Source organism: Streptomyces sp. RKAG337 (assembly GCF_023701715.1).
Classification (GTDB): domain Bacteria; phylum Actinomycetota; class Actinomycetes; order Streptomycetales; family Streptomycetaceae; genus Actinacidiphila.
Window position 1 is genome coordinate 254629 of the sequence record NZ_JAJOZA010000001.1, and the last position, 21571, is coordinate 276199.

Annotated in this window: 16 protein-coding genes and 1 pseudogene; 4 read left to right on the forward strand and 13 right to left on the reverse strand. The window is 73.5% G+C overall.

Annotated elements, in window-relative coordinates; translation table 11 throughout:
- Window positions 1-15: 15 nt before the first annotated feature.
- Window positions 16-1824 (reverse strand): acyl-CoA dehydrogenase, encoded by a 1809-nt coding sequence (locus LNW73_RS01180; protein ID WP_250979165.1) that lies wholly within the window; start codon window positions 1822-1824, stop codon window positions 16-18.
- Window positions 1818-3632 (reverse strand): acyl-CoA dehydrogenase family protein, encoded by a 1815-nt coding sequence (locus tag LNW73_RS01185; protein WP_250988481.1) that lies wholly within the window; start codon window positions 3630-3632, stop codon window positions 1818-1820. The genes LNW73_RS01180 and LNW73_RS01185 overlap by 7 nt, the downstream gene beginning before the upstream one ends.
- Window positions 3633-3943: 311 nt before the next feature.
- Between LNW73_RS01185 and LNW73_RS01190 the strand changes: the two genes are divergently transcribed.
- The gene (locus LNW73_RS01190) at window positions 3944-4810 is read left to right on the forward strand and encodes a nuclease (RefSeq protein WP_250988482.1); all 867 of its coding nucleotides are present in this window, start codon (window positions 3944-3946) and stop codon (window positions 4808-4810) included.
- A gap of 83 nt (window positions 4811-4893) precedes the next feature.
- On the opposite strand, the gene LNW73_RS01195 is transcribed toward LNW73_RS01190, so the two are convergent.
- Window positions 4894-5109: a hypothetical protein gene (locus LNW73_RS01195; protein ID WP_250979162.1), complete on the reverse strand. Its 216-nt coding sequence runs from the start codon at window positions 5107-5109 to the stop codon at window positions 4894-4896.
- A gap of 110 nt (window positions 5110-5219) precedes the next feature.
- Between LNW73_RS01195 and trxA the strand changes: the two genes are divergently transcribed.
- The 3 genes from trxA to LNW73_RS01210 all read left to right on the forward strand — a co-directional run bounded on the left by trxA (window position 5220) and on the right by LNW73_RS01210 (window position 9205).
- Complete coding sequence (gene trxA, locus LNW73_RS01200; RefSeq protein ID WP_250988483.1) at window positions 5220-5588, forward strand: thioredoxin; 369 nt, start codon at window positions 5220-5222, stop codon at window positions 5586-5588.
- Window positions 5589-5697: 109 nt separating this feature from the next.
- The gene (locus LNW73_RS01205; RefSeq protein ID WP_250988484.1) at window positions 5698-7428 is read left to right on the forward strand and encodes an AMP-binding protein; all 1731 of its coding nucleotides are present in this window, start codon (window positions 5698-5700) and stop codon (window positions 7426-7428) included.
- A gap of 52 nt (window positions 7429-7480) precedes the next feature.
- Window positions 7481-9205, forward strand: a complete 1725-nt coding sequence (locus LNW73_RS01210; RefSeq protein ID WP_250988485.1) for a bifunctional 3'-5' exonuclease/DNA polymerase — start codon at window positions 7481-7483, stop codon at window positions 9203-9205.
- A 43-nt stretch (window positions 9206-9248) separates the two neighbouring features.
- Here the strand turns inward: LNW73_RS01210 and LNW73_RS36595 are convergent.
- The 10 genes and pseudogenes from LNW73_RS36595 to LNW73_RS01265 form a co-directional block, all read right to left on the reverse strand.
- Window positions 9249-10108: pseudogene (locus LNW73_RS36595) on the reverse strand (SCO6745 family protein).
- Window positions 10109-10135: 27 nt separating this feature from the next.
- Window positions 10136-10348, reverse strand: a complete 213-nt coding sequence (locus LNW73_RS01225; RefSeq protein ID WP_250988488.1) for a hypothetical protein — start codon at window positions 10346-10348, stop codon at window positions 10136-10138.
- Entirely contained in the window at window positions 10345-10737 is a 393-nt protein-coding gene (locus tag LNW73_RS01230; protein WP_250979156.1) for a hypothetical protein, read from the reverse strand. The genes LNW73_RS01225 and LNW73_RS01230 overlap by 4 nt, the downstream gene beginning before the upstream one ends.
- Window positions 10738-10785: 48 nt before the next feature.
- Complete coding sequence (locus LNW73_RS01235; protein WP_308407626.1) at window positions 10786-12378, reverse strand: sensor histidine kinase; 1593 nt, start codon at window positions 12376-12378, stop codon at window positions 10786-10788.
- The gene (locus LNW73_RS01240; protein WP_250988489.1) at window positions 12375-13097 is read right to left on the reverse strand and encodes a response regulator transcription factor; all 723 of its coding nucleotides are present in this window, start codon (window positions 13095-13097) and stop codon (window positions 12375-12377) included. The genes LNW73_RS01235 and LNW73_RS01240 overlap by 4 nt, the downstream gene beginning before the upstream one ends.
- Window positions 13098-13190: 93 nt before the next feature.
- A complete protein-coding gene (locus LNW73_RS01245; RefSeq protein ID WP_138354176.1) occupies window positions 13191-14171 on the reverse strand; it encodes a lysylphosphatidylglycerol synthase transmembrane domain-containing protein in 981 nt (326 codons plus the stop codon).
- A gap of 357 nt (window positions 14172-14528) precedes the next feature.
- Entirely contained in the window at window positions 14529-16592 is a 2064-nt protein-coding gene (locus tag LNW73_RS01250; RefSeq protein ID WP_250988490.1) for a PQQ-dependent sugar dehydrogenase, read from the reverse strand.
- A 283-nt stretch (window positions 16593-16875) separates the two neighbouring features.
- A complete protein-coding gene (locus LNW73_RS01255) occupies window positions 16876-17637 on the reverse strand; it encodes a dienelactone hydrolase family protein (RefSeq protein ID WP_250988491.1) in 762 nt (253 codons plus the stop codon).
- Between the two features lie 158 nt (window positions 17638-17795).
- Complete coding sequence (locus LNW73_RS01260) at window positions 17796-18428, reverse strand: SWIM zinc finger family protein (RefSeq protein WP_250988492.1); 633 nt, start codon at window positions 18426-18428, stop codon at window positions 17796-17798.
- Window positions 18425-21532: a DEAD/DEAH box helicase gene (locus tag LNW73_RS01265; RefSeq protein ID WP_250988493.1), complete on the reverse strand. Its 3108-nt coding sequence runs from the start codon at window positions 21530-21532 to the stop codon at window positions 18425-18427. Before LNW73_RS01265 ends, LNW73_RS01260 begins: the two co-directional genes overlap by 4 nt.
- Window positions 21533-21571: the final 39 nt, after the last annotated feature.

Below are 21571 nucleotides of genomic sequence, written 5' to 3' on the forward strand. Positions count from 1 at the left end.
GTGTCTCGGTGCCGCTCAACCGGCCAGGGGGCTGTCGTAGAGGTCGTAGCTGCGTTCGCCGTGGTAGCGGTCCAGGACCTCGCCGAGCAGCCAGTCCACCTCGTCCCGGGTGCGTTCCGGGACGGGCAGCCCCAGCCGCCGGGCGATCCGGGCGAGCGCGGCCGTCGGCCAGGCCGGGTCGGCCAGGAACGGCGAGCCGCCCCCCAGTTGTTCGCGCCACACGTTCAGGACGGCGGATCCCGCGAGCACCAGGGCGTACCGGTCGGCGAGCGCGTAGGCGTGCGGGCTGGCCAGTACGGTGCGGTCCTCTGGCGGCATCTCCGTGCACTCGCCCTGCAGTTCACGCAGTTCCTCGACGAGCGAGCGGACGAGTTCGATCAGTGCGGCCGCGTCCGTTCCCCCGCTGCCGGTGGCCCGCAGCCAGTCGTACCCGGTCACCAGGGAGGCGGCGAGCGCGTCGCCGTCCGCCGCGAGCGACAGCCGGCTCGTGTCGAGCGGCGGCAGCCCCTCCCAGCTGCGGAACAGCGAGGCGGGGGCGGGTTCGCCGGCGAACCACGACTTGCGGGCCAGCCGCGGCAGTTGCGGGATGATCGTGGCCTGGCAGGCGGCGGTCCCGGCGTGTCCGAGGCTGGTCATCGGCAGGTCGCGTACGTGCTTCTGGAAGATGCCGTACTCGCCGTTGCGTACGTAGAAGTTGGCGCCCAGCACGATCGAGAGGTCGTAGGTGGCATCCTGCAGGAACTTGGGCACCAGGTACTTCACCACCGCCGCGTACACGCTGGTCTGGCCGGGCAGCAGATGGACCGCCCGGGTGGCGGCCAGCGCGAGGGAGTCGCAGATCAGCAGGTCGGTGAAGGCGCCGGCCACGGTGGACCGGGCGTGCGGGATCTCCAGTACGGAACGGCCGTACAGCTGCCGGTCCACGGCGAAGCCGACGACGGTGCGCAGCGCCGTGTCGGCACCGGCCAGCACCATCGCGGGGATGGCGCTGCGGGTGATCTGGAAGGACCGCAGGGCGATCTCCACGCCTTCGCCGAGGCCGCCGACGAGCGCGTCGCCGGGCAGCGGGCAGTCGCGGAAGTGGAAGCCGCCGATCTCGCAGCCCTTCACCCCGACCGTGCGGTAGCGCGGCAGGTGCTCGAACCGGTCGGCGGGCAGCACGCCCTTGTCGACGAGCAGCACGGAGTGGCTGCGGGCGCCGGCCTCCTTCGCGGTGCGGCTGAACAGCACGAGGGCCTCGGCGCGCCCGGCGTTGTTGATCACTTCCTTGCGGCCGTCCAGCCGGAAGCCGGTGCCGTCGGGGAGTGCGGTGAACTCGTTGCGGACGAAGTCGTTGCCGTGGGCCAGCTCGTGGTAGGCGATGGCCAGCCGGCCGCCGCCCATCAGCAGGTCGGCGGTCCAGCGGCGCTGCTCCGGCGTGCCGGCCGCCCACACCGCGACCGCGGCGAGGAAGGAGGTCACGCCGTAGCCCAGCGCCAGTGAGGCGTCGCGGCGGAAGACCGGGCGCAGCACCCGGGCGAGGGTGTCCACCCGGGCGAGCCGCCCGCCGAGTTCCACCGGCACGAACTCGTGGTTGAGGCCGAAGCCGGTGAGCGCGTCCTCCGCGGAGGGGAGGAGTTCGCTGCGGTCGTCGGCGGCGAGCAGCGCGTCGTGCCCGAAGGGGTTGTCCGGGTCGCGGGGGTCGCCGAGCAGTTGCTCCAGTTCGGCGACCCTGGCCTGGATGGCGACTTCCGCCGGGTCCACCGACCGGAGCCCGGCCGGCTGCGCCGGCGCGGCGTCCGGGACGGGACCCGGCTGCGGGCGGGAGCTGTTGTCCTTCAGCATGATGGCGGTCCCTCGGCTATCGGGCAGGGCAGCAACGAGAAGAGACTGCCGTCCTGGTACTGCTGGGTCAGCTGTGTGTAGAGCCGCTCGAACAGCGGGTCCTCCGCGGCGCCCGCGGCCGGACGCGCCTCCAGGCGGGCCAGCAGCCGGTTCAGTACGGCTTCGAGCCACAGGCCGTCCTGCCAGAGCCCGCCGGTCCCGCCCGCCTCGGCCTCACGGTGGCTGTGCAGCCACAGGCCCAGGCAGGCGGCCCCGGCGAAGCAGAGCCCGTACTTGCGTGCGTCGGTGAAGCTCTCGGGTGACGCGGCCGCCACCGTTTCCATCCGGCGGGCGATCCTGCGGTGCAGCGCGTCGGCCGCCACCCGCAGTTCCGCGGCGCACCGGGCGGCGCCGCCGAGCGCGGGGTCGAGCAGCGCCGCGTCCGCCAGCCGTGTCACGGAGGCGGGCAGGGTGCCCAGGACGCTGCTGCCGTAGCGGGAGAGCAGGGTGAGCCGCTCGGGGTCGAACGGCGGCAGCGGCCGGCTCAGGTTGAACAGGGTGCCCAGCCGCGGGCGGTGGTCCAGCGGTCCGAGGTAGTTGCGGGCCAGGGAACGGAACTGCGCCACCAGCGAGTACTGGTTGACGAGGGTGTTGCCGTCGAAGATGCCGACGATGCGGTGGTCGCGGGCCACCTTCTGGAAGCTGCCGTGCGCGAACTCGCCCGACAGGAACGACCGTGCGCCCAGCAGGGATCCCAGCGAGGCGACCTGTCCGTCGATGATGGTCGGCACCAGGTACTTGGCGACGGCGGAGGTGACGCTCAGCTCGCTCGGCAGGGCGTGGATGCTGCGGGTCGCGACCGTGCTCAGCGCCTCGCAGACCAGCAGGTCGGCGTAGGCCTCGGCCAGGGTGCGCCGGGTGAGCGGGAGTTCGGTCAGCCGTCGGCCGTAGAGCACCCGCTCACTGGCGAACTCCATGGCCAGCCGCAGCGCGTGGTCGGCCGCGCCGAGTGACAGCGACGGGCAGAGCGTACGGGTGAGCTGGAGCGACTTGAGGAGCAGTTCCGCACCGCCGCCGGCCCCGCCGACCACCGCCTCCGGTCCCACCACGGCGTCCTGGATGACGACGCCGCTGATGTCCGCGCCGCGGATGCCGTGGGTGGGCACCTTGGGCAGGCAACGGTAGGTCTCCTCGGGCAGTTCCTCCTTGTCGAGGAGGAGCAGGGTGAAGCCGCGCGGGCCGCCGACCGGTGACGTACGGGCGAGCAGGCTGAGCAGCCGGCCGCGGGTGGCGTTGTTGATCAGCCACTTCTCGCCGTTGACGCGGTAGCCGGGGCCGACCGGTTCCGCGGTGAGCTCGCCCGCCATGATGTCGCTGCCGTGGGTGCGCTCCGTCAGCCCGAGCGAGACCCGGGCACCGGCCTTGACCAGCGCACCGAGCCGGACCGCCGCCGCGTGGTCGCCGGAGACCCACACCGACACCGAGCCGAGGAAGGTCTTGCCGTGTCCGACGGCGACCGTCAGATCGCGCCGGGCCAGCATCCGGATGAGCTGCTGCAGGTCCTCGAAGCCGGTGAGGACCCCGCCGTAGTCGGCGGGCACGTAGTAGTCGGCGAGGCCCCAGGCGTCGAGGGCGGCACACGCCTCGTCGGGGAACTCCTCGGCGTCGTCCAGCCGGACGGCCTCCTGGTAGGAGAAGACGGTGGCCGGGTCGCCCGGGTCCCCCAGCTCCCGGTCGAAGCGGGCCGCCAGCTCCCAGGACGAATGGCGCAGTTGCGGGACCGCCGGGGCGCCTTCCCCGGCACCGGCGCGCCGCAGGACCGTCACCATGGCCGCCGTCCCGGCTTGTGGAACGTCGCGCGTACGTTCACAGCAGGTTCCTTTCGGGTCACTCCGGGCGATGCGTCCGAGGATGTGTACCGGCCCTCGAATCCAGCTCAAGGGGGCGTCCACGCTGTGGGTTGATGAGAAGAATTCAGCCCGCCGTTACCGGCCGGTCGCCGGTGCCGCCGGGACTTCTGCGGCACGCTGGAGGGAAGGGAACCGCGCGGGACGTCCACCGAGGATCCGCGGGCGGCCCGCGGCGGACAGCCGGCCGCGCCGACCGGGCGGATACGTGGACACGCTGAGGAGGCGTCGCCATGCCCATGCTCGTCATCGAGGGCACGTACCGGATCACCGGAGCCCGTCCCGACGGGGACTCCATCCGCTTCCATCCCACCGATCCGGCCCACTGGGACCTGGTCGAGGGCAAGCACCGGGTGCAGCGCAACGCGACGGGCGGCGCGCAGCTGCGGCTGGACGCGATCGACGGGCTGGAGACGCACTACATACCGGCGCACGGCCATGAGCTGCACCAGCCGGCGCCGTACGCCGACCAGGCCGCCGGGGAGCTGCTGTCCTGGCTGGGCTTCACCGGGGTCACCCGCGACGGCCGCGGCACCGTGAGCGCGGCGGAGCCGGCGCAGCTGCCCGGCTATCTCCTCACCCGCGGCGCCGACCTGTACGGGCGGTGCGTCGCCCTGGTCGGCAAGGGCGCGGCGCCGGGCACCAGCGGGGAGCGGATCCGGGTGGAGGCCCCGCTGCTGGAGGAGACGGCCAACTTCCACCAGCTCGCGGAGGGCCTGGCCTATCCGACGTACTACCGGAACCTGTACGTGGATCTGCGCCGGGCGCTGACCGCGGCGGTGGACGCGGCCCGGTCCAAGGGCGTCGGGCTGTGGTCGCTGGACGTCACCCAGTCGGGGGCGCGGATCGACGGCCTGGAGTCGATCACGGCGGAGGCCGTGATCATGCCGAAGCTGTTCCGGCGGCTGGCGGACTATCTGGCGCTGGGCGCGGGAGACCCGTCGCTGGCCGGTTTCGCCGCGTTCCTGGACCAGCGGGGCGATCGGGTGCTGATCGTGTCCCGCGGCCAGTACACCGGCTTCGAGACGGTGGTGGAGGTCTCCGGCCGGACGGTGCGGATGAACCGTCCGCCCGAGGACCTGGTCTTCGACGAGGGCTGAGGCGTCCCGCTCCGCGGCGGGGGCCTGTCCGGGCCGGTCCCCCGCCGCATCCCGGTACGGCCGTCACATCCCGCTTCCGGCCGTCACACCCCCGTCAACCGTGGAATCCGTCCGACCAGCTCGGCCCACTCCGCGTCGATCTGCCCCGGTACCATCCGCCCGGCCGACCGCCACTGGTCGGCCAGGGCGGCGTACACCGGGACGTCCGAGCCGTGCGGAATCGTTCCACCCCGGGTGACGCGCCAGGCGGCTCCGTCGTTCGCGCCGCCGCTGTCCCGGGTCCATTCCGTCGTTCCCATGACAGGACCAACGAGGCCCACCCGCTGATCGCCACTGCACCCGGTCACCCCATCACCCGGATGAGTGAAGTCGCCGGAATATCCGATCGGCACACCCCGTTATGCGCACCATGAGCACTGTCGAGCTGACCAAGGACAACTTCGACGAGGTCGTGACCAAGAACGATTTCGTCCTCATCGACTTCTGGGCCGCTTGGTGCGGCCCGTGCCGGATGTTCGCCCCGGTCTACGAGAAGGCCGCCGAGGCCAATCCGGACCTGGTCTTCGCGAAGGTGGACACCGAGGCGCAGCCGGAGCTGGCCGCCTCGTTCGACATCCAGTCGATCCCGACGCTGATGATCGTCCGCGACCGCGTCGCCGTCTTCGCCCAGCCGGGCGCGCTGCCGGCCGCGGCTCTGGAGGACGTGATCGGCCAGGCGCGTGCGCTGGACATGGACGAGGTCCGCAAGTCCGTCGAGCAGGCCCAGCAGGGTTCCTGACCCAGCGCCCCCGACCGCTCGCCCCGGCCTCCGCCGCTGAGCGCCCCCTCCACATCTGACGACTAGTCAGTTATGGTGCGGCTTGCTGTCCAACGGACGGGAGGCGGCGATGGGGAGCACGCACACGGCGGGGGCCGCAGACACCCCGGACACCGGCTCCGCGGCCGGCACCACGGTCGCGGAGCTGGTGCGCGCGCGGTGGAAGGACCACCGGCCGGGCCTGAAGTACCGGGATCTGGTCCTCACCCATCACGAGACCACCGCCGCGTCGGCGGCGCGCGCCGCGCTGCTGCGTGATCTGCTGCCGCCCGGAGCGCAGCCGCATGTCGGCGTCCTGCTGGACAACGTCCCGGAGTACCCGCTGTGGCTGGGCGCCGCCGCGCTCGCCGGCGCCACCGTGGTCGGCGTCAACCCGACCCGGCGCGGCCCGGAGCTGGCCCGCGACATCGCCCACACCGAGTGCGCCCTGCTGGTCACCGAACGCGCCCACCTCCCGCTGCTCGACGGCCTCGACCTGGGGCCGTCGCTCTCCCGCGACCGCGTCCTCGTCGTCGACGACCCCGCTTACGACGCGCTGCTCGCCCCCTACGCGGGCGCCGAGCCGGAACCCGCGCCGGAGGTCACGCCCGGGACCCGGATGCTGCTGTACTTCACCTCCGGCTCGACCGGCGCCCCCAAAGCGGTGATCTGCTCCCAGGGCCGCCTCGCCCACGCCGGGCGGGCGCTGGTCGACTCCCTGGACGTGGTGCCCGAGGACGTCCATTACATCTGCATGCCGCTGTTCCACGGCAACGCCGTCATGGCCAACTGGGCCCCGGCGCTGACCGGCGGCGCCGCCGTCGCCCTGCGCCGGAAGTTCTCCGCCTCCGGTTTCCTGCCCGACATACGGGCCTACGGGGCCACGTACTTCACCTACGTGGGCCGCGCCGTGCAGTTCCTGCTCGCGACCCCCGAACGCCCCGACGACCGCGACCACCCGCTGCGGCACGGCTTCGGCACCGAGGCCGGGGCCGTCGACGCCACCCGCTTCGCGGCCCGCTTCGGCGCCCCGCTCATCGAGGGGTACGGCTCCTCCGAGGGCGGCGCCGCCATCCAGCGCTCCCCCGGCACACCGCCCGGCGCCATCGGCCGCGCCGCCCCCGGCGCGGACCTCGCCGTCGTGGACCCGGACACCGGCCGGGAACGCCCGCCCGCCCGCTTCGACGCCGACGGCCGGCTGCTCAACGGCGACGAGGCGATCGGCGAGCTGGTCAACCGCGGCCGGAGCACGTTCGAGGGCTACTGGAAGAACGAGCAGGCCGTCGCCGACCGGCTGCGCGGCGACTGGTACTGGACCGGCGATCTGTTCTTCCGCGACACCGAGGGCTTCTTCCACTTCGCCGGGCGCAGCGACGACCGGCTGCGCGTCGACAGCGAGAACCTGGCCGCCGCGGTCATCGAGAACATCCTGGCCCGCTTCCCCGACGCGGCCTCGGCGGCCGTCTACGCCGTCCCGGACCCGGTGGCGGGCGACCAGGTCATGGCGACCCTCGCCCTGCACGAGGGCGCGGCCTTCGACCCTGCCGCGTTCGCCGCCTTCCTCGCCGCCCAGCCGGATCTGGGGACGAAGATGCCGCCGCGCTTCGTGCGCGTCACCGAGCGCATGCCGGTCACCGCCACCAACAAGGTCCACCGGGTCGGCCTGCGCCGTACGGGCTTCCGGTGCGCGGATCCGGTCTGGTGGTCGCCGCCGGAGGCGGGCCCCTGCGGCGCGGTATACCGGCCCTTCACCGCGGCGGACCTGCGGGCGCTGCTCGACCGGTACCGCGCCCAGCACCGCGACGCGCTCCTGGACCGCTGACCGGCGGCCTTGCGCACGGCCCGTTGTCAGTGCCCCGCTCTACGCTCGACCCGTGACCACTCCTCTCCCCTCCGCGCCACGCGTCGCCGTCGCACCCGACCCCGTGGGGCACGGTGGGCGGCTGCTGGCGCTGGACGAGGAGGGCGCAGCGGCCGGGTCCGCCGAGCGCGTGGCCGATCTCGCCGCGGCCATCGCCGCCCGCGAGGCGTCCGGCGGGCCGCGCTGGGTGTGGGCGGCGACCGAGGACCTGTACCCCCGGCTGCTCGACCGGCTGCCGGTACGGCCGGCCCGCTGCCATGACCTGAAGCTCGTCGAAACGCTGCTGCTCGGCCGGGACGGCCGGCACGGACAGCCGCGCTCGCTCGGCGCCGCCTGGGCGCGGCTGAAGGATCTGCCGGTCCCCGAGGACGCCCGGGAGGGCGCGGCCGACGACCAGCCGGTGCTCTTCGCGGCCGACCGGCACCACCTGCCGCAGGACGCCGATCCGCTGACGGCCGTCGTCGCCGTGCACGCCGAGCAGCAGCGCCGGCTCCAGGAGGGTGAACACCCGGGCCGGATGCGGCTGCTGTGCGCCGCCGAGTCCGCCGGATCGCTGGCCGCCGCCGAGATGGGCCGCGGCGGACTGCCGTGGAGCGCCGCCGTGCACGACGAGCTGCTGACCGGTCTGCTGGGCCCCCGCCCGGCGGGCGGCGCCCGGCCCAAACTGCTGGGCGAGCTCGCCGTCCAGGTCCAGGAAGCACTCGGCAGCCCCGTCAACCCGGACTCCCCCGCCCAGGTGCTGCCCGCCTTCGCCCGGGTCGGCGTCCAGCTGCCGTCGACCCGCTCGCATGTGCTGCGCGAGGTCGAGCACCCGGCGGCGGCCCTGCTGCTGCGCTACAAGGAACTGTCCAGGATCCACGCCGCCCACGGCTGGGCCTGGCGCGAGGCCTGGGTGCGCGGCGGCCGGTTCCGCGCCGAGTACGTCGTCGGCGGCGTGGTCTCCGGCCGCTGGGCGACCCGTGGCGGCGGCGCCCTGCAGATCCCCCGGCTGTTGCGGTCCGCGGTCGTCGCCGACCCCGGCCACCGACTGGTCGTCGCCGACGCCGGCCAGCTGGAGCCCCGGGTGCTCGCGGCGATGTCGGCCGACACCGGCCTCGCCGCCGCGGCGGCGGAGGGCGATCTCTACGCGGGCATCGCGCGCACCGCGTTCGGCGGCGACCGCAGCCGCGCCAAGATCGGGCTGCTGGCCGCCATGTACGGGCAGACCAGCGGTGAGGCGGGGCAACTGCTCGCGATTCTCCGCCGCCGTTTCCCCGACGCGATGGGCCTCGTCGAGTCCGCCGCCCGCATCGGTGAAGGCGGCGGCGTGGTCCGCTCCCGGCTGGGCCGGACCTCCCCGACGCCGTCCTCCGGCTGGCTGGACACGGACGACGCCGACCTGGGTTCCGGATCCGGCGCGGGATCGGGTTCCGACGACGGCTCCTCACCGGACCGGCGGGCCGCCCGTTCCTGGGGGCGTTTCACCCGCAACTTCATCATCCAGGCCAGCGCCTCCGACTGGGCCCTGGCCATGCTCGCCGCCACCCGGCGCCGGCTCGCCGCGATCGGCCCGGAGCCGCAGCTGGTCTTCTTCCAGCACGACGAGATCATCGTGCACACCCCCACCGACCTCGCGGGCGCCGTCGAGGCCGCCGTCGCCGCGGCGGCCGAGGAGGCCCGCCGCCTGGTCTTCGGCGATACCCCGGTCCGCTTCCCGCTGGAGACGAACGTCGTGGAGTGCTACGCCGACGCCAAGTAGCTTCGCGACACGACGACTCGGCTCGTTCCGATCGCCTACGCGGTTACAGCGGCCGCACCGGCCGGGGCAGGCCGATCGGGTTCGGGAACGGGAGCACCCGGCCGGCCAGGACGCGGTCCACCACCGGGGCCAGATCACGGAACAGCGCCTGCACGCGGTCGCCGGACAGCGGGCGCAGCAGGCGGCCGGCCAGCCGGTCGGTGTCGTCCTCGATGGACCGGCGCTCGTCGCGTCCGCGGTCGGTGAGGGCACCGTCCGACGCGAGCAGTCCGCGTTCGCGCAGCCGGGCACCGGCGCCGGCCCATTCCTCCGCCGTCCAACCGCGGTCCTGCCGGATCGAGTCGGCGGGCACCCGGCCGTCGGCGGCCGCGAGGAGCAGTGCCTCGCAGCCGTCGAGGCCGTGGTCGGCGAGTACGGCCAGATGCGCGTCACCGCGGAACTCACGGAGTGAGGTGGTCAGTTGCCACACCTGCTGCACGGGGTCGGCCCGGTCGGGGAGGTCCCGGTTGGCGGCGAACACCGGCCGGGCGAGTGCGGGTGCGTCCGCCACCATCGCGCGCAGCGGACCGGTCAGCCGCTCCGCCCGTCGCTCCAGTTCCGGATCGAGCGCCCGCAGGGCGGCGGCCGAGCGTTCGGCCCGCAGGTCGAGTGCCCGCTCGGGGTGGTGATGTCCCAGGACGCGGGCAGCGCGCGGGCGACCGGTCCTGGGGCGAACACACCGAACGCGGCGGTCACCACCGACGGCTGTGCACGGCCCAGCGGGGCGGACCGGGTGGCGAAGTACCCCATCCAGTAGCCCTTGAGACCCAGCGAGCGCCCCATCTCGCGGCACTGCGCGTCGAAGTAGACCACCGCGTGCAGTGGTTCCGTGCGCAGCCACAAAGTCCGTGCCATCGACTCCATGGCCGCACAGGTTACGTGAGCCGTCCGTCAGTTGTCGGATGCGGCGTCGGATTCCGCCGCGTTCGCCGCGGACTCCGCGTCGCCGACGACCTTGTCGAGGTGCGAGAGCTGCGACCCGGACGGCGTCGGCGTGGTGGCCGAGCCGTCGTCGGCGCCGCCCTTGCCACCGCAGCCGGTGGCAAGCGCGGCGCAGAGCAGCATGGTCGCGGTGACCGCGACCGCCCGGTATCTCATGGTCACTTGGACGTTCCGTTGTTGTTGGCCTGGCACCAGACGAGGACGGCCTTCAGGTCCTTCTGCCGCTGCTGCAGCGTCGGCACGAGCGACTTGCGGAAGGTCAGCCGGTCGTTGAGAAGGGTCTCGATCTCGGTGTGGCCCGCGGACTTGGCGTTCGCGACGCGCTGGGTGAGCCGGGCGACGGATCCCTTCGTACCGGCGTTCCCGTTGAGCCGGGCGAGCGCCTTGTCGATCCGCGCGTCGGCCTTGGGGGCGCGCTTGCAGACCGCCTTGGCGCCGTCCCCGGTCGGGGGCGCGGACGGCGTGGCGGCCGCGCTTCCCGCCGCGCCGAGCAGCGCGGCGACGGCCGCGCACGCGGCGATCGCCGTCCGGGTGGTGCGAGTGGTGCGCATGGTGTCCTCCTCGACGGACCGGGCAGGGTGCCCGGCCGCGGGACGACGCTAGGAGGGGTCTTTGTGGAAACCTTGTGGGGTCTGACCGGGCACCGTTCCGGCCCCTGGTCCCGTCCCTGGTCTCGTTCCCGTCGCCGTTCCCGTGGCTGTTCCCATGGCCGTTTCCGCGGTCAACCAGTCCCTGCGAGACGGGAGTCCGGAGTCCGGCCGGCCGGTCACGGCCAGCGGGAGCCGTACCTCGAACCGGGCTCCCCGGGCGGCACGGCCGTCTCCGGCCGGCCGGTCCAGAATCCTGATCGTGCCCCGGTGCAGGGCGATCTGCTGCGCGACGAGCGTCAGACCGAGGCCGGAACCGGGACTGTCCGGACCGCGCTGGAAGCGTTCGAAGACCCGCTGCCGGAACTCCGGCGGCACACCGGGCCCGTCGTCGTCCACGGTGAGCACGACGAACGGACCGGCGACGTCACCCGGCCCGCGCCCCTCCTCCCCGGAGCGCACCGTCACGTCGACGGCGCCGCCTCCGTGCGTCAGGGCGTTCACGATCAGGTTGTCGACCGCCGAGCGCAGCCCCGGTTCCCACCCGTGGACCAGGAGCCCGGGCCCGCTCCGCACGGTCAGCGCCGTGCCCGGCCGGCTGCCGTGCAGCGCGGCGGCGGACGACTCCACCACCTCGGCGAGATCGACGGGCCCGAAGGCGTCGGCCTCCACGAGATCGCCCTGCGCCAGCGCCCGCAGCATCACCAGCAGGCCGAGCAGCCGGGCGTGCTCCCGGCTCAGGTCCGCCACGATCTCGGCCCGTTCCGCGGGGTCGAGACCGGGGTGGCCGCCCAGCACGTCCAGGTTGATCCGCATGCTCATCAGCGGGGTCCGCAGTTCGTGCGAGGCCGCGGCGGAGAAGGAGCGGGCCGTGGCGAGCGCCTCGGCGGTGCGCGCGGCCTGTTCGTCGTAGCGGGACAGCACCGTCCGCAGCGTCAGCGCCAGGTCGTCGACCTCCGCGATCCGGGACGGTTCGTGGTCGAGCCGGGCCGCGCTGGTCCCCGGGTCGAGGCCGGCGGCCCGCCGCTGGAGCCGGCGCAGCGGGCGTACGGCGGCGGTGGCGGCGAGCCAGGTGACGGCCGCGGCCAGCGGCGCGCCCAGCAGCGCCACCATCACCACCCGCCGCCGTACGAGCTGGATCTGTGACTGGCTCGCGGTGTCCGGCGAGAAGATCCACAGCGTGCCGGTCGCCGCCGGGCGCTTGGAGACCACCGGCACCGACAGCACCCGCCAGCTCCGCTGCCCGTCGCGGACGGTGACCGGCCGGCGGGCGTCGGCGGGCAGCGTGAAGGACGCGCCGGGCTGCGGCCCGCCGGTCACGGTGCCGTCCGGGCCGATGAGCCGGATGCCGACGTCCAGCGCCGAGGTGAACAGCCGCTTCTCCTTGGCCTGCTCGGCGGCGGCCGACCGGTCCGCCGCGGTGACCCGCAGCAGGTTGCGGGCGTCCTGCGCCATCGCCGCGGCGCGTTCCCGCAGATGGGCGTCGGCCTGGGCGTGCAGATCGTTCGCGACCAGCCGCACCAGCAGCCAGCCGGACGCGAGCACGAGGAGCGGAACGAGCACGCCGACGGCGATCGCGATCCGCGTCGACAGCCGCATGCTCATCGCGCGCCCTCGGCCGGGCTGTCGCGCAGCACGAAGCCGACACCGCGCACCGTGTGCACGATCCTCGGCCGGCCGCCGGCCTCCAGTTTGCGGCGAAGATAGCTGACGAAGGTGTCGACGGCGTCGGTCCGCACCTCGAAGTCGTAGCCCCAGACCCGGTCGAGCAGCTGGTCGCGGGTGAGCACGATCCCCGCGTTGCGGGCCAGGGTCTCCAGCAGCTCGAACTCACGGCGGGTGAGGTGCAGCTCGGCGCCGTCCAGGTGTGCGGTGCGGGCCGCCGGGTCGAGCAGCAGGCCGCCGGCGCGCACGGTGTCCGTCCGCCGCGGTGGGCGGCGGCGCAGCAGCGCGTGCAGCCGCAGCACCAGCTCGTCGAGGGCGAACGGCTTGACGAGGTAGTCGTCGCCGCCCGCCTGCAGCCCGGCGACCCGGTCGGCGACCTCGTCCAGCGCCGAGAGCATCAGCACCGGTATGTCGTTGCCGTCCTCGCGCAGTGTCCGGCACACCTCGATCCCGCTGATGTCGGGCATGGAGATGTCCAGCACCACCACGTCCGGCGGGTCGTCGCGCAGCCCGGCGAGCGCCGCCCGCCCGCCGTCCGCCTCGGTGACGCGGAAGCCGTCCAGGCGCAGCCCGCGGCCCAGCGAGCGGCGGATCGCCGCATCGTCGTCGACGACGAGGACCCGCCCCCGACCTGCTGGATCGACCCGTGGTTCCACCATGGGACCGCACCATACTCCCGGCCCCTGTGACCCTCGGCCGCGGCTGGGGCCGGTTCGGAGCAGGGGCTCAGAGCACGCGGCCGGAGCAGGGGCTCAGAGCACGCGGCGCCGCATGAGGGCGGCCAGCACCAGGACGCCGGGGATCAGCGGCAGCCAGACCGTCACGAGCCGGTAGCCGAGGACAGCCGACGTGGCCACGACGGCCGAGGCGCCGGCGGTCACCAGGGTGAAGGCGAGGGCGGCGTCGAGCGAGCCGAGGCCGCCGGGGGCGGGCAGCCAGGCCGCGGCGGTGCTCGCGAAGAGGTACGCGAGGACGACTCCGCTGACCGGCACGGGCGCGTTCAGCGCCTGGATCACCGCCACGAGCACGGTGGCGTGCATCACCGGGAAGGCGAGCGATCCGCCCCACAGAGCCGCGACCCGTGCCGACTTGCAGTGCAGGGCCCGCACATCGACCACCATCGTGCCGAAGAAGGTGCGCACCCGGTCCCTGACCCGGCCGGCGAGGAGCAGCAGCAGCGCGCCGGCCACGGCGCAGCCCGCCACCACCGACACGATGACGACGGGATGGGCGGGGCCGGCCGGAGTGACCCGGTCGACCTTGAGGGCGTGCGGGAAGACGGCGAGCAGTATCAGCAGCATGCCCACCCGTACCACCGCGGCGGCGACCGCGCGCACCCCGAGCGCGGCGGCCGAGCGGCCTGGCGGCAGCCCGCGGCGCAGCAGGAACCTCAGGTTGACGGCGTTGCCGCCGACTCCGGCGGGCAGCAGGTGGTTGGCGGCGGACGCGGCGAACTGGGTGGCGAGCAACCGCCCCGGCGGCAGCGACTCCACCACCGCGCCCTGCTGGGCGGTGGCCGAGCAGATCCAGGTCATGACGGCGGCGGCGGCCGCGACGGCCAGCCACTGGCGGTCGGCGGCGCCGAGCTGGTCGGCGCTGGAGTCGATCAGCGACCAACGGCGGCCCGCGAGCACCGCGAGGGCGAGTACGGGGATCAGGACGGCCATGGAGCGCACCGAGGTCCGCTGCCACCCGCCCTGCCACTTGACCCGTTCAGCCTGGGCAAGCGTCATGGCCCCTCCTCGGTACAGGTGGTCTCGATACAGCGACAATGCGGTTACGGCGATGCGGCGATCCGCCCAGCGTAAGCGTGTCCCGGCACCCGGTCTCCCGCACGACCGGCTGCCGGGCGGGCTGTGCGCGTTCCCGCCACTGGGTCAATTCATGCCCCGCACACGGAAAGAGCGGGGGTCCGCGGGTCGAACACTCCGTGAAGGAGTGCTCCCGCTCCCACCGCCAAAGGGGTGACGCACCTGCGGAAACGCAAAGCCGGGCGGGGCCCCCTGCTCCCCGCCCGGCGGTCTGCGACCGGTGGCCTCGCGGCCCCGGTCCCGGTTCTGGTCCCGGTTCTGGTTCTGGTTCCGGCTCTGCTACTTCAGCTCGATCTGGAAGACCTTGTCCGCGCCGTCGGCGGCGTTGCCGTTGTTGTCGCAGTTGGTCGTGGAGAGCCACAGCGCGCTCTTGCCGGGGATCTTCTCGACGGTCCGCAGCCGGCCGTACTGGTTGACGTAGTACGCGGCCGGGGTGCCCGCGGTGGTCCCGCTGACCGGGATGCGCCACAGCCGCTGGCCCTTCAGCGCCGCCATGTAGATGGCGCCGTCGGAGTAGGCGATGTCACTGGGCGACGCCTGGGCGACCGGCCACTGGGCCTTCGGGTTGGTCATGCCGGAGGTGGAGCACTTGCCCTCACAGGTGGGCCAGCCGTAGTTGGCGCCCGGGGTGATCAGGTTCAGTTCGTCGTACTGGGAGTTGCCGAACTCGGCCTCCCACAGCCGGCCCTGCGGGTCCCAGGTGATGCCCTGCGGGTTGCGGTGGCCGTAGGAGTAGATGAGCGTCCCGAACGGGTTGCCCGGGGCGGCCTTGCCCGCGGTGGTCATCCGCAGGATCTTGCCGTTGAGGGAGTTCTTGTCCTGCGCGAGGTCCGGGGTCTGGGCCTCGCCCGTGGTGGCGTAGAGGTAGCCGTCGGGGCCGAACTTCAGGCGCCCGCCGTTGTGGTACTTGCTCTTCTTGATGCCGCCGACGAGCTGGGTGTAGCCGCTCAGCGTCGAGCCGTCGTAGGTCATCCGGACGATCCGGTTGCCCTCCGAGGCGGTGTGCATGATGTAGACGTAGTGGTCGCTGCTCCAGTTGGGCGAGACCGCGATGCCGAGCAGGCCGCCCTCGCCGTCGGTGGTGACCGCGTTCGGCACGGTGCCGATCTGGGTCCGCGCCCCGGCCTGGGTGAGCTTGAAGACCTTGAACGAGTCACGTTCGGTGATGAGCGCGGAGCCGTCGGGCAGCCAGCTCATGCCCCAGGGGATCGTCCAGCCGGTGGAGACGGTCTTGATGCTGGAGGGGGTCTTGTCGCTGCCGCTGTCGGGCAGGGTCTTCGCCGTGACCTGGTTGCTGGCCGGCGAGACGTTGCCCGCCGCGTCCTTGGCCTTGACGGTGAAGGTGTACGAGGTGTCCGCGGCGAGTCCGGTGACCGTGGCGGTGGTGCCGGTGACGTCGGGGAGGATGACGTCCGTGCCGTTGTAGACGTCGTACCCGGTCACGCCCGTGTCGTCGGTGGCGGCCGTCCACTTGAGCGAGGCGCTGCCGGACGTCGTCCCGGTGACGGCCAGCCCGCCGGGCGCGGTGGGCGGCGTGGTGTCCGAGCTGGGCGGCGTGGTGACGGTGGCCAGGTTGCTGGCCGGGGAGACGTTGCCCGCCGCGTCCCGTGCGAAGACGGTGAAGCGGTAGGCGGTGTTGGGGGTCAGCCCGGTGACGTTCTTGGTGGTGGCGGTGCCGGCCGCCTCCGCGATCTTGTTGCCGTCGTTGTAGATGTCGTACGCGGTGACGCCCGTGTCGTCCGTCGAGGCGTTCCAGGCGAGCGCGGCGCTGGTCGGCGTCGAGCCGGTGGAGTGCAGGCTGCCCGGGGTGGTGGGGGGCTGGGTGTCGGCGCTGCCGCCGCCGAAGACCTGGAACTCCTGCAGCGAGTAGCCCATGGTGGGCCGGCAGCGCACGGAGCCGGTGGTGCGGACGTAGCGGGCGGTTCCGCTGACCGCGAGGTCGTCGGTGCCGCCGTCGCCCGTGGTGGCGGAGTAGACGCTCTTCCAGGTGGTGCCGTCCGTCGAGAACTCGACCTTGTACGACGTGGCGCAGGACAGGTCCCAGACCAGCTTGACCGAGCTGATGGCGGCCGCCGTGCCCAGATCGACCTTGATCCACTGGGGGTCGACATTCTTGACGCTCGCCCAGCGGGTCGCGGTGTCGCCGTCGAACGCGAGCTTCGCGGCGTATCCGGTGCCGCCGTCGGACGACGAGGTGGCGGGCTTGCCCTGGCTGAGCAGCACGGGAGCGGCACTGCCTGTTCCGGCGACGGCCACGAGCAGTCCTGCGGCGGTGGCCGTGACCGCTCCGGTGGCGATCAGGGCTCTCGGGGTGAATCGGCGAGGGGTGGGGGGCCTCGGCATTGCGCGTCCTCCTACGGAATCCGTGCTCGGCCCAGTACTTGATCATGACATGACAAGTCACAGTCGAACTGCGGCGGATGGGCCGAACCTCTACCGCACAGGACGGTAAAGAAACCTTCCAATTGCGTCAATAGATCGGACCAGTTGAGCCCGATTGTTCGATGAACCGAGGGGAGTTCGTTACGTGTACGGACAGCCCCGATGACACATCGGACCTTCCGGGAGAGCGCTCCCCCAGCCGGCCGCTTGGGCCGGCCGGCTGGACGGGCTTTGAAGACACGACCTAGGCGGGCCGCGGGAGTTCCGCCGCGAAGAGCTCCTGGACACGGATCCAGGCGTCGTCCGCGGCCTCCTTGCGGTACGAGTCCCGGACGTCGCAGAAGAACCCGTGCGCGATCCCGGGGTAGACGGTCATCTCGTGCCGGACGCCGGCCTCCGCCAGCCGGGCGGCGATGGCGGCGCGGTCCGCGGCGGGCACGGCGTGGTCCTCGTCGCCGACGAAGAAGGCCAGCCGGCCGCCGTGCTCGGCGATGCCCTCGGTGAGCCCGAGGGTCGGCTCCGGGCGGCCGAGTCCGATGTCCGAACTGGCGAGCCAGCCGGCGTAGAAGACCGCGGTCGCGGCGAGATCGAACTGCGTGGCGGCCAGATAGGCGAGATGGCCGCCGAAGCTGAAGCCGATCATCCCGACGGACGGGGCACCGGGTTCCGCGCCCCGCAGATGGTCCACGGCCGCGCGGATGTCCTCGACGGCCTCCTCGCGGGTGAGCCCGCCGCTGAGTTCGAGCCCCTTGCGGCGGCCGTCCGGGTCGTCGGTGAAGTCGATGCCCGTGCCGGCCCGGTGGTAGAAGTCCGGAACGATGACGGTGTAGCCGAGACGGGCGATCCGCTCCGCGACGTCACGGATGTGCGCGGTGAGCCCGAAGATCTCGAAGGCGACGACCACGCCCGGATAGCTGCCGGGGGCCTGCGGCCGGACCAGGTGGGCGGCCATGGAGCCGTCGCCGGACGGGATGGTGATGTTTTCCTTGACGATCTCGAATGCCATGATCGAAGCCTAGAACGGGCACTCGGATCCCGACCAATAGCCGCAGTCGCAGCGGGACATCGGATATCCGATCCCGGCGGGGCCGTTCGCGACGGCCCGCCTGCTCGCCGCACCTCAAGGCCACCTCGGCGCCACCTCAGCGCCACCTCAGGGCCGGGTCACCAGCCGGTGAACGCCTCGTAGGCCGGCCCCAGCACCTCGGTCAGACTGCGGCCGCGGACGGTGATCGCCGGCCGGCCGAGCAGCAGCAACGCCGAGTCCGCCGGCTCACGCCGCGGTACGGCGGGGGGCAGCTCCTTCAGCAGTTCCTCGCGGGTGCGCCCGCGCCAGGTCAGGACGAGATACGGATCGGCGTCGAACGCGTCGGCCAGGCTCCGCAGCACCGCGCTGAGATGGGCGCAGGGCAGCGCCCAGTCGGGGCACGAGCACTCCATCGCGAGATCCGGGGTCCGCGCCGGGAAGAGCCGGAGGCCGGCCCTGGCGAACAGGTCCTCCGCGTCGGGAGCCAGTTCGTTGTCGAGCAGCCGCGCCCGGCAGTCGGGGTCGGCGCCGACGGCCCGCGCCGCGCGGGTCCACTGCGCCGGAGTGAACTCCGTCAGCCCGATCCGCACGTCGTAGCGCGCCTGCCCCTCCCTGACCCGGGCCGTCACGGCGCCGGCCGCCACCTCCAGCCCGGTCACCCCGGCGGCGGGCGGGCCCGGCGGCACGGTCGCACCGATGGACTCCAGCCGGTCGGCGAACCGCTGGGACCAGGAACGTGCCCTGCCGGGCAGCCCCGGCCGCGCCGTCATTCGCTCACCGCGTCGGCGCCGAGACCGACCAGGTCGTACAGCGCGTCGGTCGACAGCTCCGTCAGCCAGTTCTCGCCGGAGCCGACGGCGGCCCTGGCCACGGTCCGCTTCGCCTCGATCATCGCGTCGATGCGTTCCTCCACGGTGCCCACGCACACGAACTTGCGGACCTGGACGTCACGGCGCTGTCCGATCCGGAACGCCCGGTCGGTGGCCTGCTCCTCTACCGCCGGGTTCCACCACCGGTCGACATGGATGACCTGGTTGGCGGCGGTCAGATTGAGTCCGGTGCCGCCGGCCTTGAGGGAGAGCAGGAACACCGAGGGACCGTCCGGGTCCTGGAAGCGCTCGACCATCTCGTCGCGGGCCCGCTGGGGTACCCCGCCGTGCAGGAACAGGACGTCGGTGTCCAGCCGCTCGGCCAGGTGCCCCTGCAGCAGGGAACCGAACTCGGCGAACTGCGTGAAGCACAGCGTCTTGTCGCCCTCGGAGAGTGCCTCCTCCAGCGTCTCCTCCAGCCGGGCGACTTTCCCCGAGCGCCCCGCCAGTGGTGAGCCGTCGTGCGCGAACTGCGCGGGGTGGTTGCAGACCTGCTTGAGCTTGCCGAGCGACGCCAGCACCAGGCCCTTGCGCTCGATGCCGCGGCTCTCCTTGATCTGCTCCAGCAGATCGGTGACGACCGCCTGGTACAGCGCCGCCTGTTCCGCGGTGAGATTGCACAGCACCGTCATCTCCTGCTTGGCGGGCAGGTCCCGTGCGATGGCCGGATCGCTCTTCAGCCGCCGCAGGACGAACGGCCGGGTGCGCTGCTGCAGCGCCTGCGCGGCGGCCTCGCTGCCGTCGCGCTCGATGGGGACGGCGTACCGCTCCTTGAAGCGGATCGCGGAACCGAACAGGCCGGGGTTGGCGAAGTCCAGGATGGCGTGCAGTTCGGCCAGCCGGTTCTCCACCGGGGTGCCGGTGAGGGCGATGCGGTGGTCGGCGGTCAGTTCGCGGACCGCCCGGTACTGACGGGTGGCGGAGTTCTTGACGTGCTGCGCCTCGTCGATGATGACGCGCCGCCAGGCGGTCTGTGTGAGCGCCTCGGTGTCGCGCTGCACCAGCCCGTACGTGGTGATCACCAGATCGGCGCCGGCGACCGCTTCCCGCAGCTCGGCGCCGGACAGCCGGCCGGCCCCGTGGTGGACGTAGACCCGCAGCATCGGGGCGAACCTGGCGGTCTCGCGCCGCCAGTTGCCGACCAGCGACATCGGGCAGACCAGCAGCGTCGGCCGGATCCCGGCCGGTTGATCCGCCCGATCCGCGTGCTCCGCCTGCTCCGCGTGCTCGACCGCGAGCAGCGCCAGTGCCTGGGCGGTCTTGCCGAGCCCCATGTCGTCGGCGAGGACGGCGCCGAGCCCCAGCTCCGACAGGAACTTGAGCCAGGCCAGCCCCCGTTCCTGGTACGGGCGCAGCGTCGCGCCGAATCCGGCGGGCACCGCGACCGGGCGCAGCCGCTGGTCGGCGCGGCCGGAGAGCAGGTCACCGAGCCGGCCGTCGGCGCTGACGGCGGCGACGGGCAGGCCGCCCGCCGTGGCGTCCGGGTCGAGCGCGATCCGCAGGATCCGCCCGGAGTCCGTGGCGCCGCTGCCGTCGCGTTCCAGGAAGGCGAGGGCGGCGGCGATCGTGTCCGGGTCGACCTCGGTCCACTGGCCCCGGATCCGGATCAGCGGCTGCTTGGCGGCCGCCAGCTCGGCGAGCTCCGCGGGGGTCAGCGGCTGGTCGCCGAGCGCGGCCTGCCAGCGGAACGCGACGATGGCGTCCTGGTCGGCCAGGCTGCCGATGTCCACGGCGCCGGGCTGCGGGGTGCGCGCGGTGAGGGTCATGCCGAGTTTCTGGGGGCGCTGCCACCAGGTGGGGAGCAGTACGCCGAAACCCGCGTCGGCCAGTGCGGGAGCGGCGTCCCGGAGGAAGCCGAGGGCGCCGGCCCGGTCCAGTGCCAGCCCGGCGGGCCGGTTGCCGCGCAGCGCGCGCCGCACCTCGGGGTAGGCGCGGCCGGCCCGGTCGAGACCGGACAGCAGCGCCTCCTGGGGGCGGGCGGTCTTGCGTTCCAGGGCGCTGAGCGCGGGTCCCTCGCTCCAGACGTCGTCGGCGTGGACCATGAGCGACGGCTCGTCGGTGGCCTGCAGCAGGAAGTCCAGCCGCCAGTTGTCGTCGGAGGGGTGGCCGCGCGGGTCGGCGGGGTCCGGGCCCACCGGTTCCACCAGCCGGAAGCAGACGCGCAGCGGGCCGTGGACGGGCGGCTCCGACCGGTGCCAGGCCGTGAGCCGCTCCTCCAGTTCCGCCAGCTCGTCGGGGTCGGCGCCCTCCACGCGGCCGGTCGGCGAGGTGAGGGCCCGCAGCCACAGCTCGGTGGCGGTCGTGGCGGGGCGCCGGCCGCGCGCGGTGCTCAGCAGCTCGGGTTCGTCGTCGAGGACCGCGCGGGCCTCACGGTCGGTGAGGACGTCGAGCAGGTCGGTGAGGATCGTGGCGGCGGCGCGGCCGTCGGGCCGGCCGTCGTGGTGCTCGGCGCGGCACTCCTGCGGCGCGGCGGCGGCGAGCTCGCCGGCCTCCTGCCAGCCGGCGTCGTCGCGGACCGGGCGCCACCGGGCGTACGGCGTGCCGGCCTCGCTGACCAGCACGGGCAGCAGCCTGCCCCGTCCGACCGTGCGCCAGGCCAGGTCGTGGGCGGCGATCAGCCAGCGCAGCGCCCCACCGTAGGGCGCCTCGGGCAGGCCCGCGGCGGACAGCTCGCCCAGCAGCAGTGCGGCCTCCGCGGGCTCGAAGAGCAGCGAGGGGACGGTCCACGGTGCGACGGGCACGCCCCTGACGGCGGTGGGACCGCCGAGCTCCGGCGAGGCCTGCGGTGCGCCGTCGCGGGTGGGCAGCAGCAGACCGGTCGGGCCTTCATGGGCCCGGCCGGCGAGCCAGCCGAGCGCGGGCCCGCCGTCGCCGAGCAGCTCGGCGACGGCGGATCCGGGGACGGCGTACGGGTGGCCCGGCGCGGGGACGGGCGGCTGCCGGGAGTCCTCGGCCCACAGGGCGAGCCGCTGATCCGCTCTCCACAGTGCGTGCAGAGCGAACACGGTGCGGCCTCTTCCTGCTGGGCGTGTGCTGACACCCGG

Bases quoted from the DNA above. Each gene is read 5' to 3' on its own strand.
- LNW73_RS01180 (WP_250979165.1), bottom strand. From the start codon at position 1,824: ATGCTGAAGGACAACAGCTCCCGCCCGCAGCCGGGTCCCGTCCCGGAC.
- LNW73_RS01185 (WP_250988481.1), bottom strand. From the start codon at position 3,632: ATGGTGACGGTCCTGCGGCGCGCCGGTGCCGGGGAAGGCGCCCCGGCG.
- LNW73_RS01190 (WP_250988482.1), top strand. From the start codon at position 3,944: ATGCCCATGCTCGTCATCGAGGGCACGTACCGGATCACCGGAGCCCGT.
- LNW73_RS01195 (WP_250979162.1), bottom strand. From the start codon at position 5,109: ATGGGAACGACGGAATGGACCCGGGACAGCGGCGGCGCGAACGACGGA.
- trxA (WP_250988483.1), top strand. From the start codon at position 5,220: ATGAGCACTGTCGAGCTGACCAAGGACAACTTCGACGAGGTCGTGACC.
- LNW73_RS01205 (WP_250988484.1), top strand. From the start codon at position 5,698: ATGGGGAGCACGCACACGGCGGGGGCCGCAGACACCCCGGACACCGGC.
- LNW73_RS01230 (WP_250979156.1), bottom strand. From the start codon at position 10,737: ATGCGCACCACTCGCACCACCCGGACGGCGATCGCCGCGTGCGCGGCC.
- LNW73_RS01235 (WP_308407626.1), bottom strand. From the start codon at position 12,378: ATGAGCATGCGGCTGTCGACGCGGATCGCGATCGCCGTCGGCGTGCTC.
- LNW73_RS01240 (WP_250988489.1), bottom strand. From the start codon at position 13,097: ATGGTGGAACCACGGGTCGATCCAGCAGGTCGGGGGCGGGTCCTCGTC.
- LNW73_RS01245 (WP_138354176.1), bottom strand. From the start codon at position 14,171: ATGACGCTTGCCCAGGCTGAACGGGTCAAGTGGCAGGGCGGGTGGCAG.
- LNW73_RS01250 (WP_250988490.1), bottom strand. From the start codon at position 16,592: ATGCCGAGGCCCCCCACCCCTCGCCGATTCACCCCGAGAGCCCTGATC.
- LNW73_RS01255 (WP_250988491.1), bottom strand. From the start codon at position 17,637: ATGGCATTCGAGATCGTCAAGGAAAACATCACCATCCCGTCCGGCGAC.
- LNW73_RS01260 (WP_250988492.1), bottom strand. From the start codon at position 18,428: ATGACGGCGCGGCCGGGGCTGCCCGGCAGGGCACGTTCCTGGTCCCAG.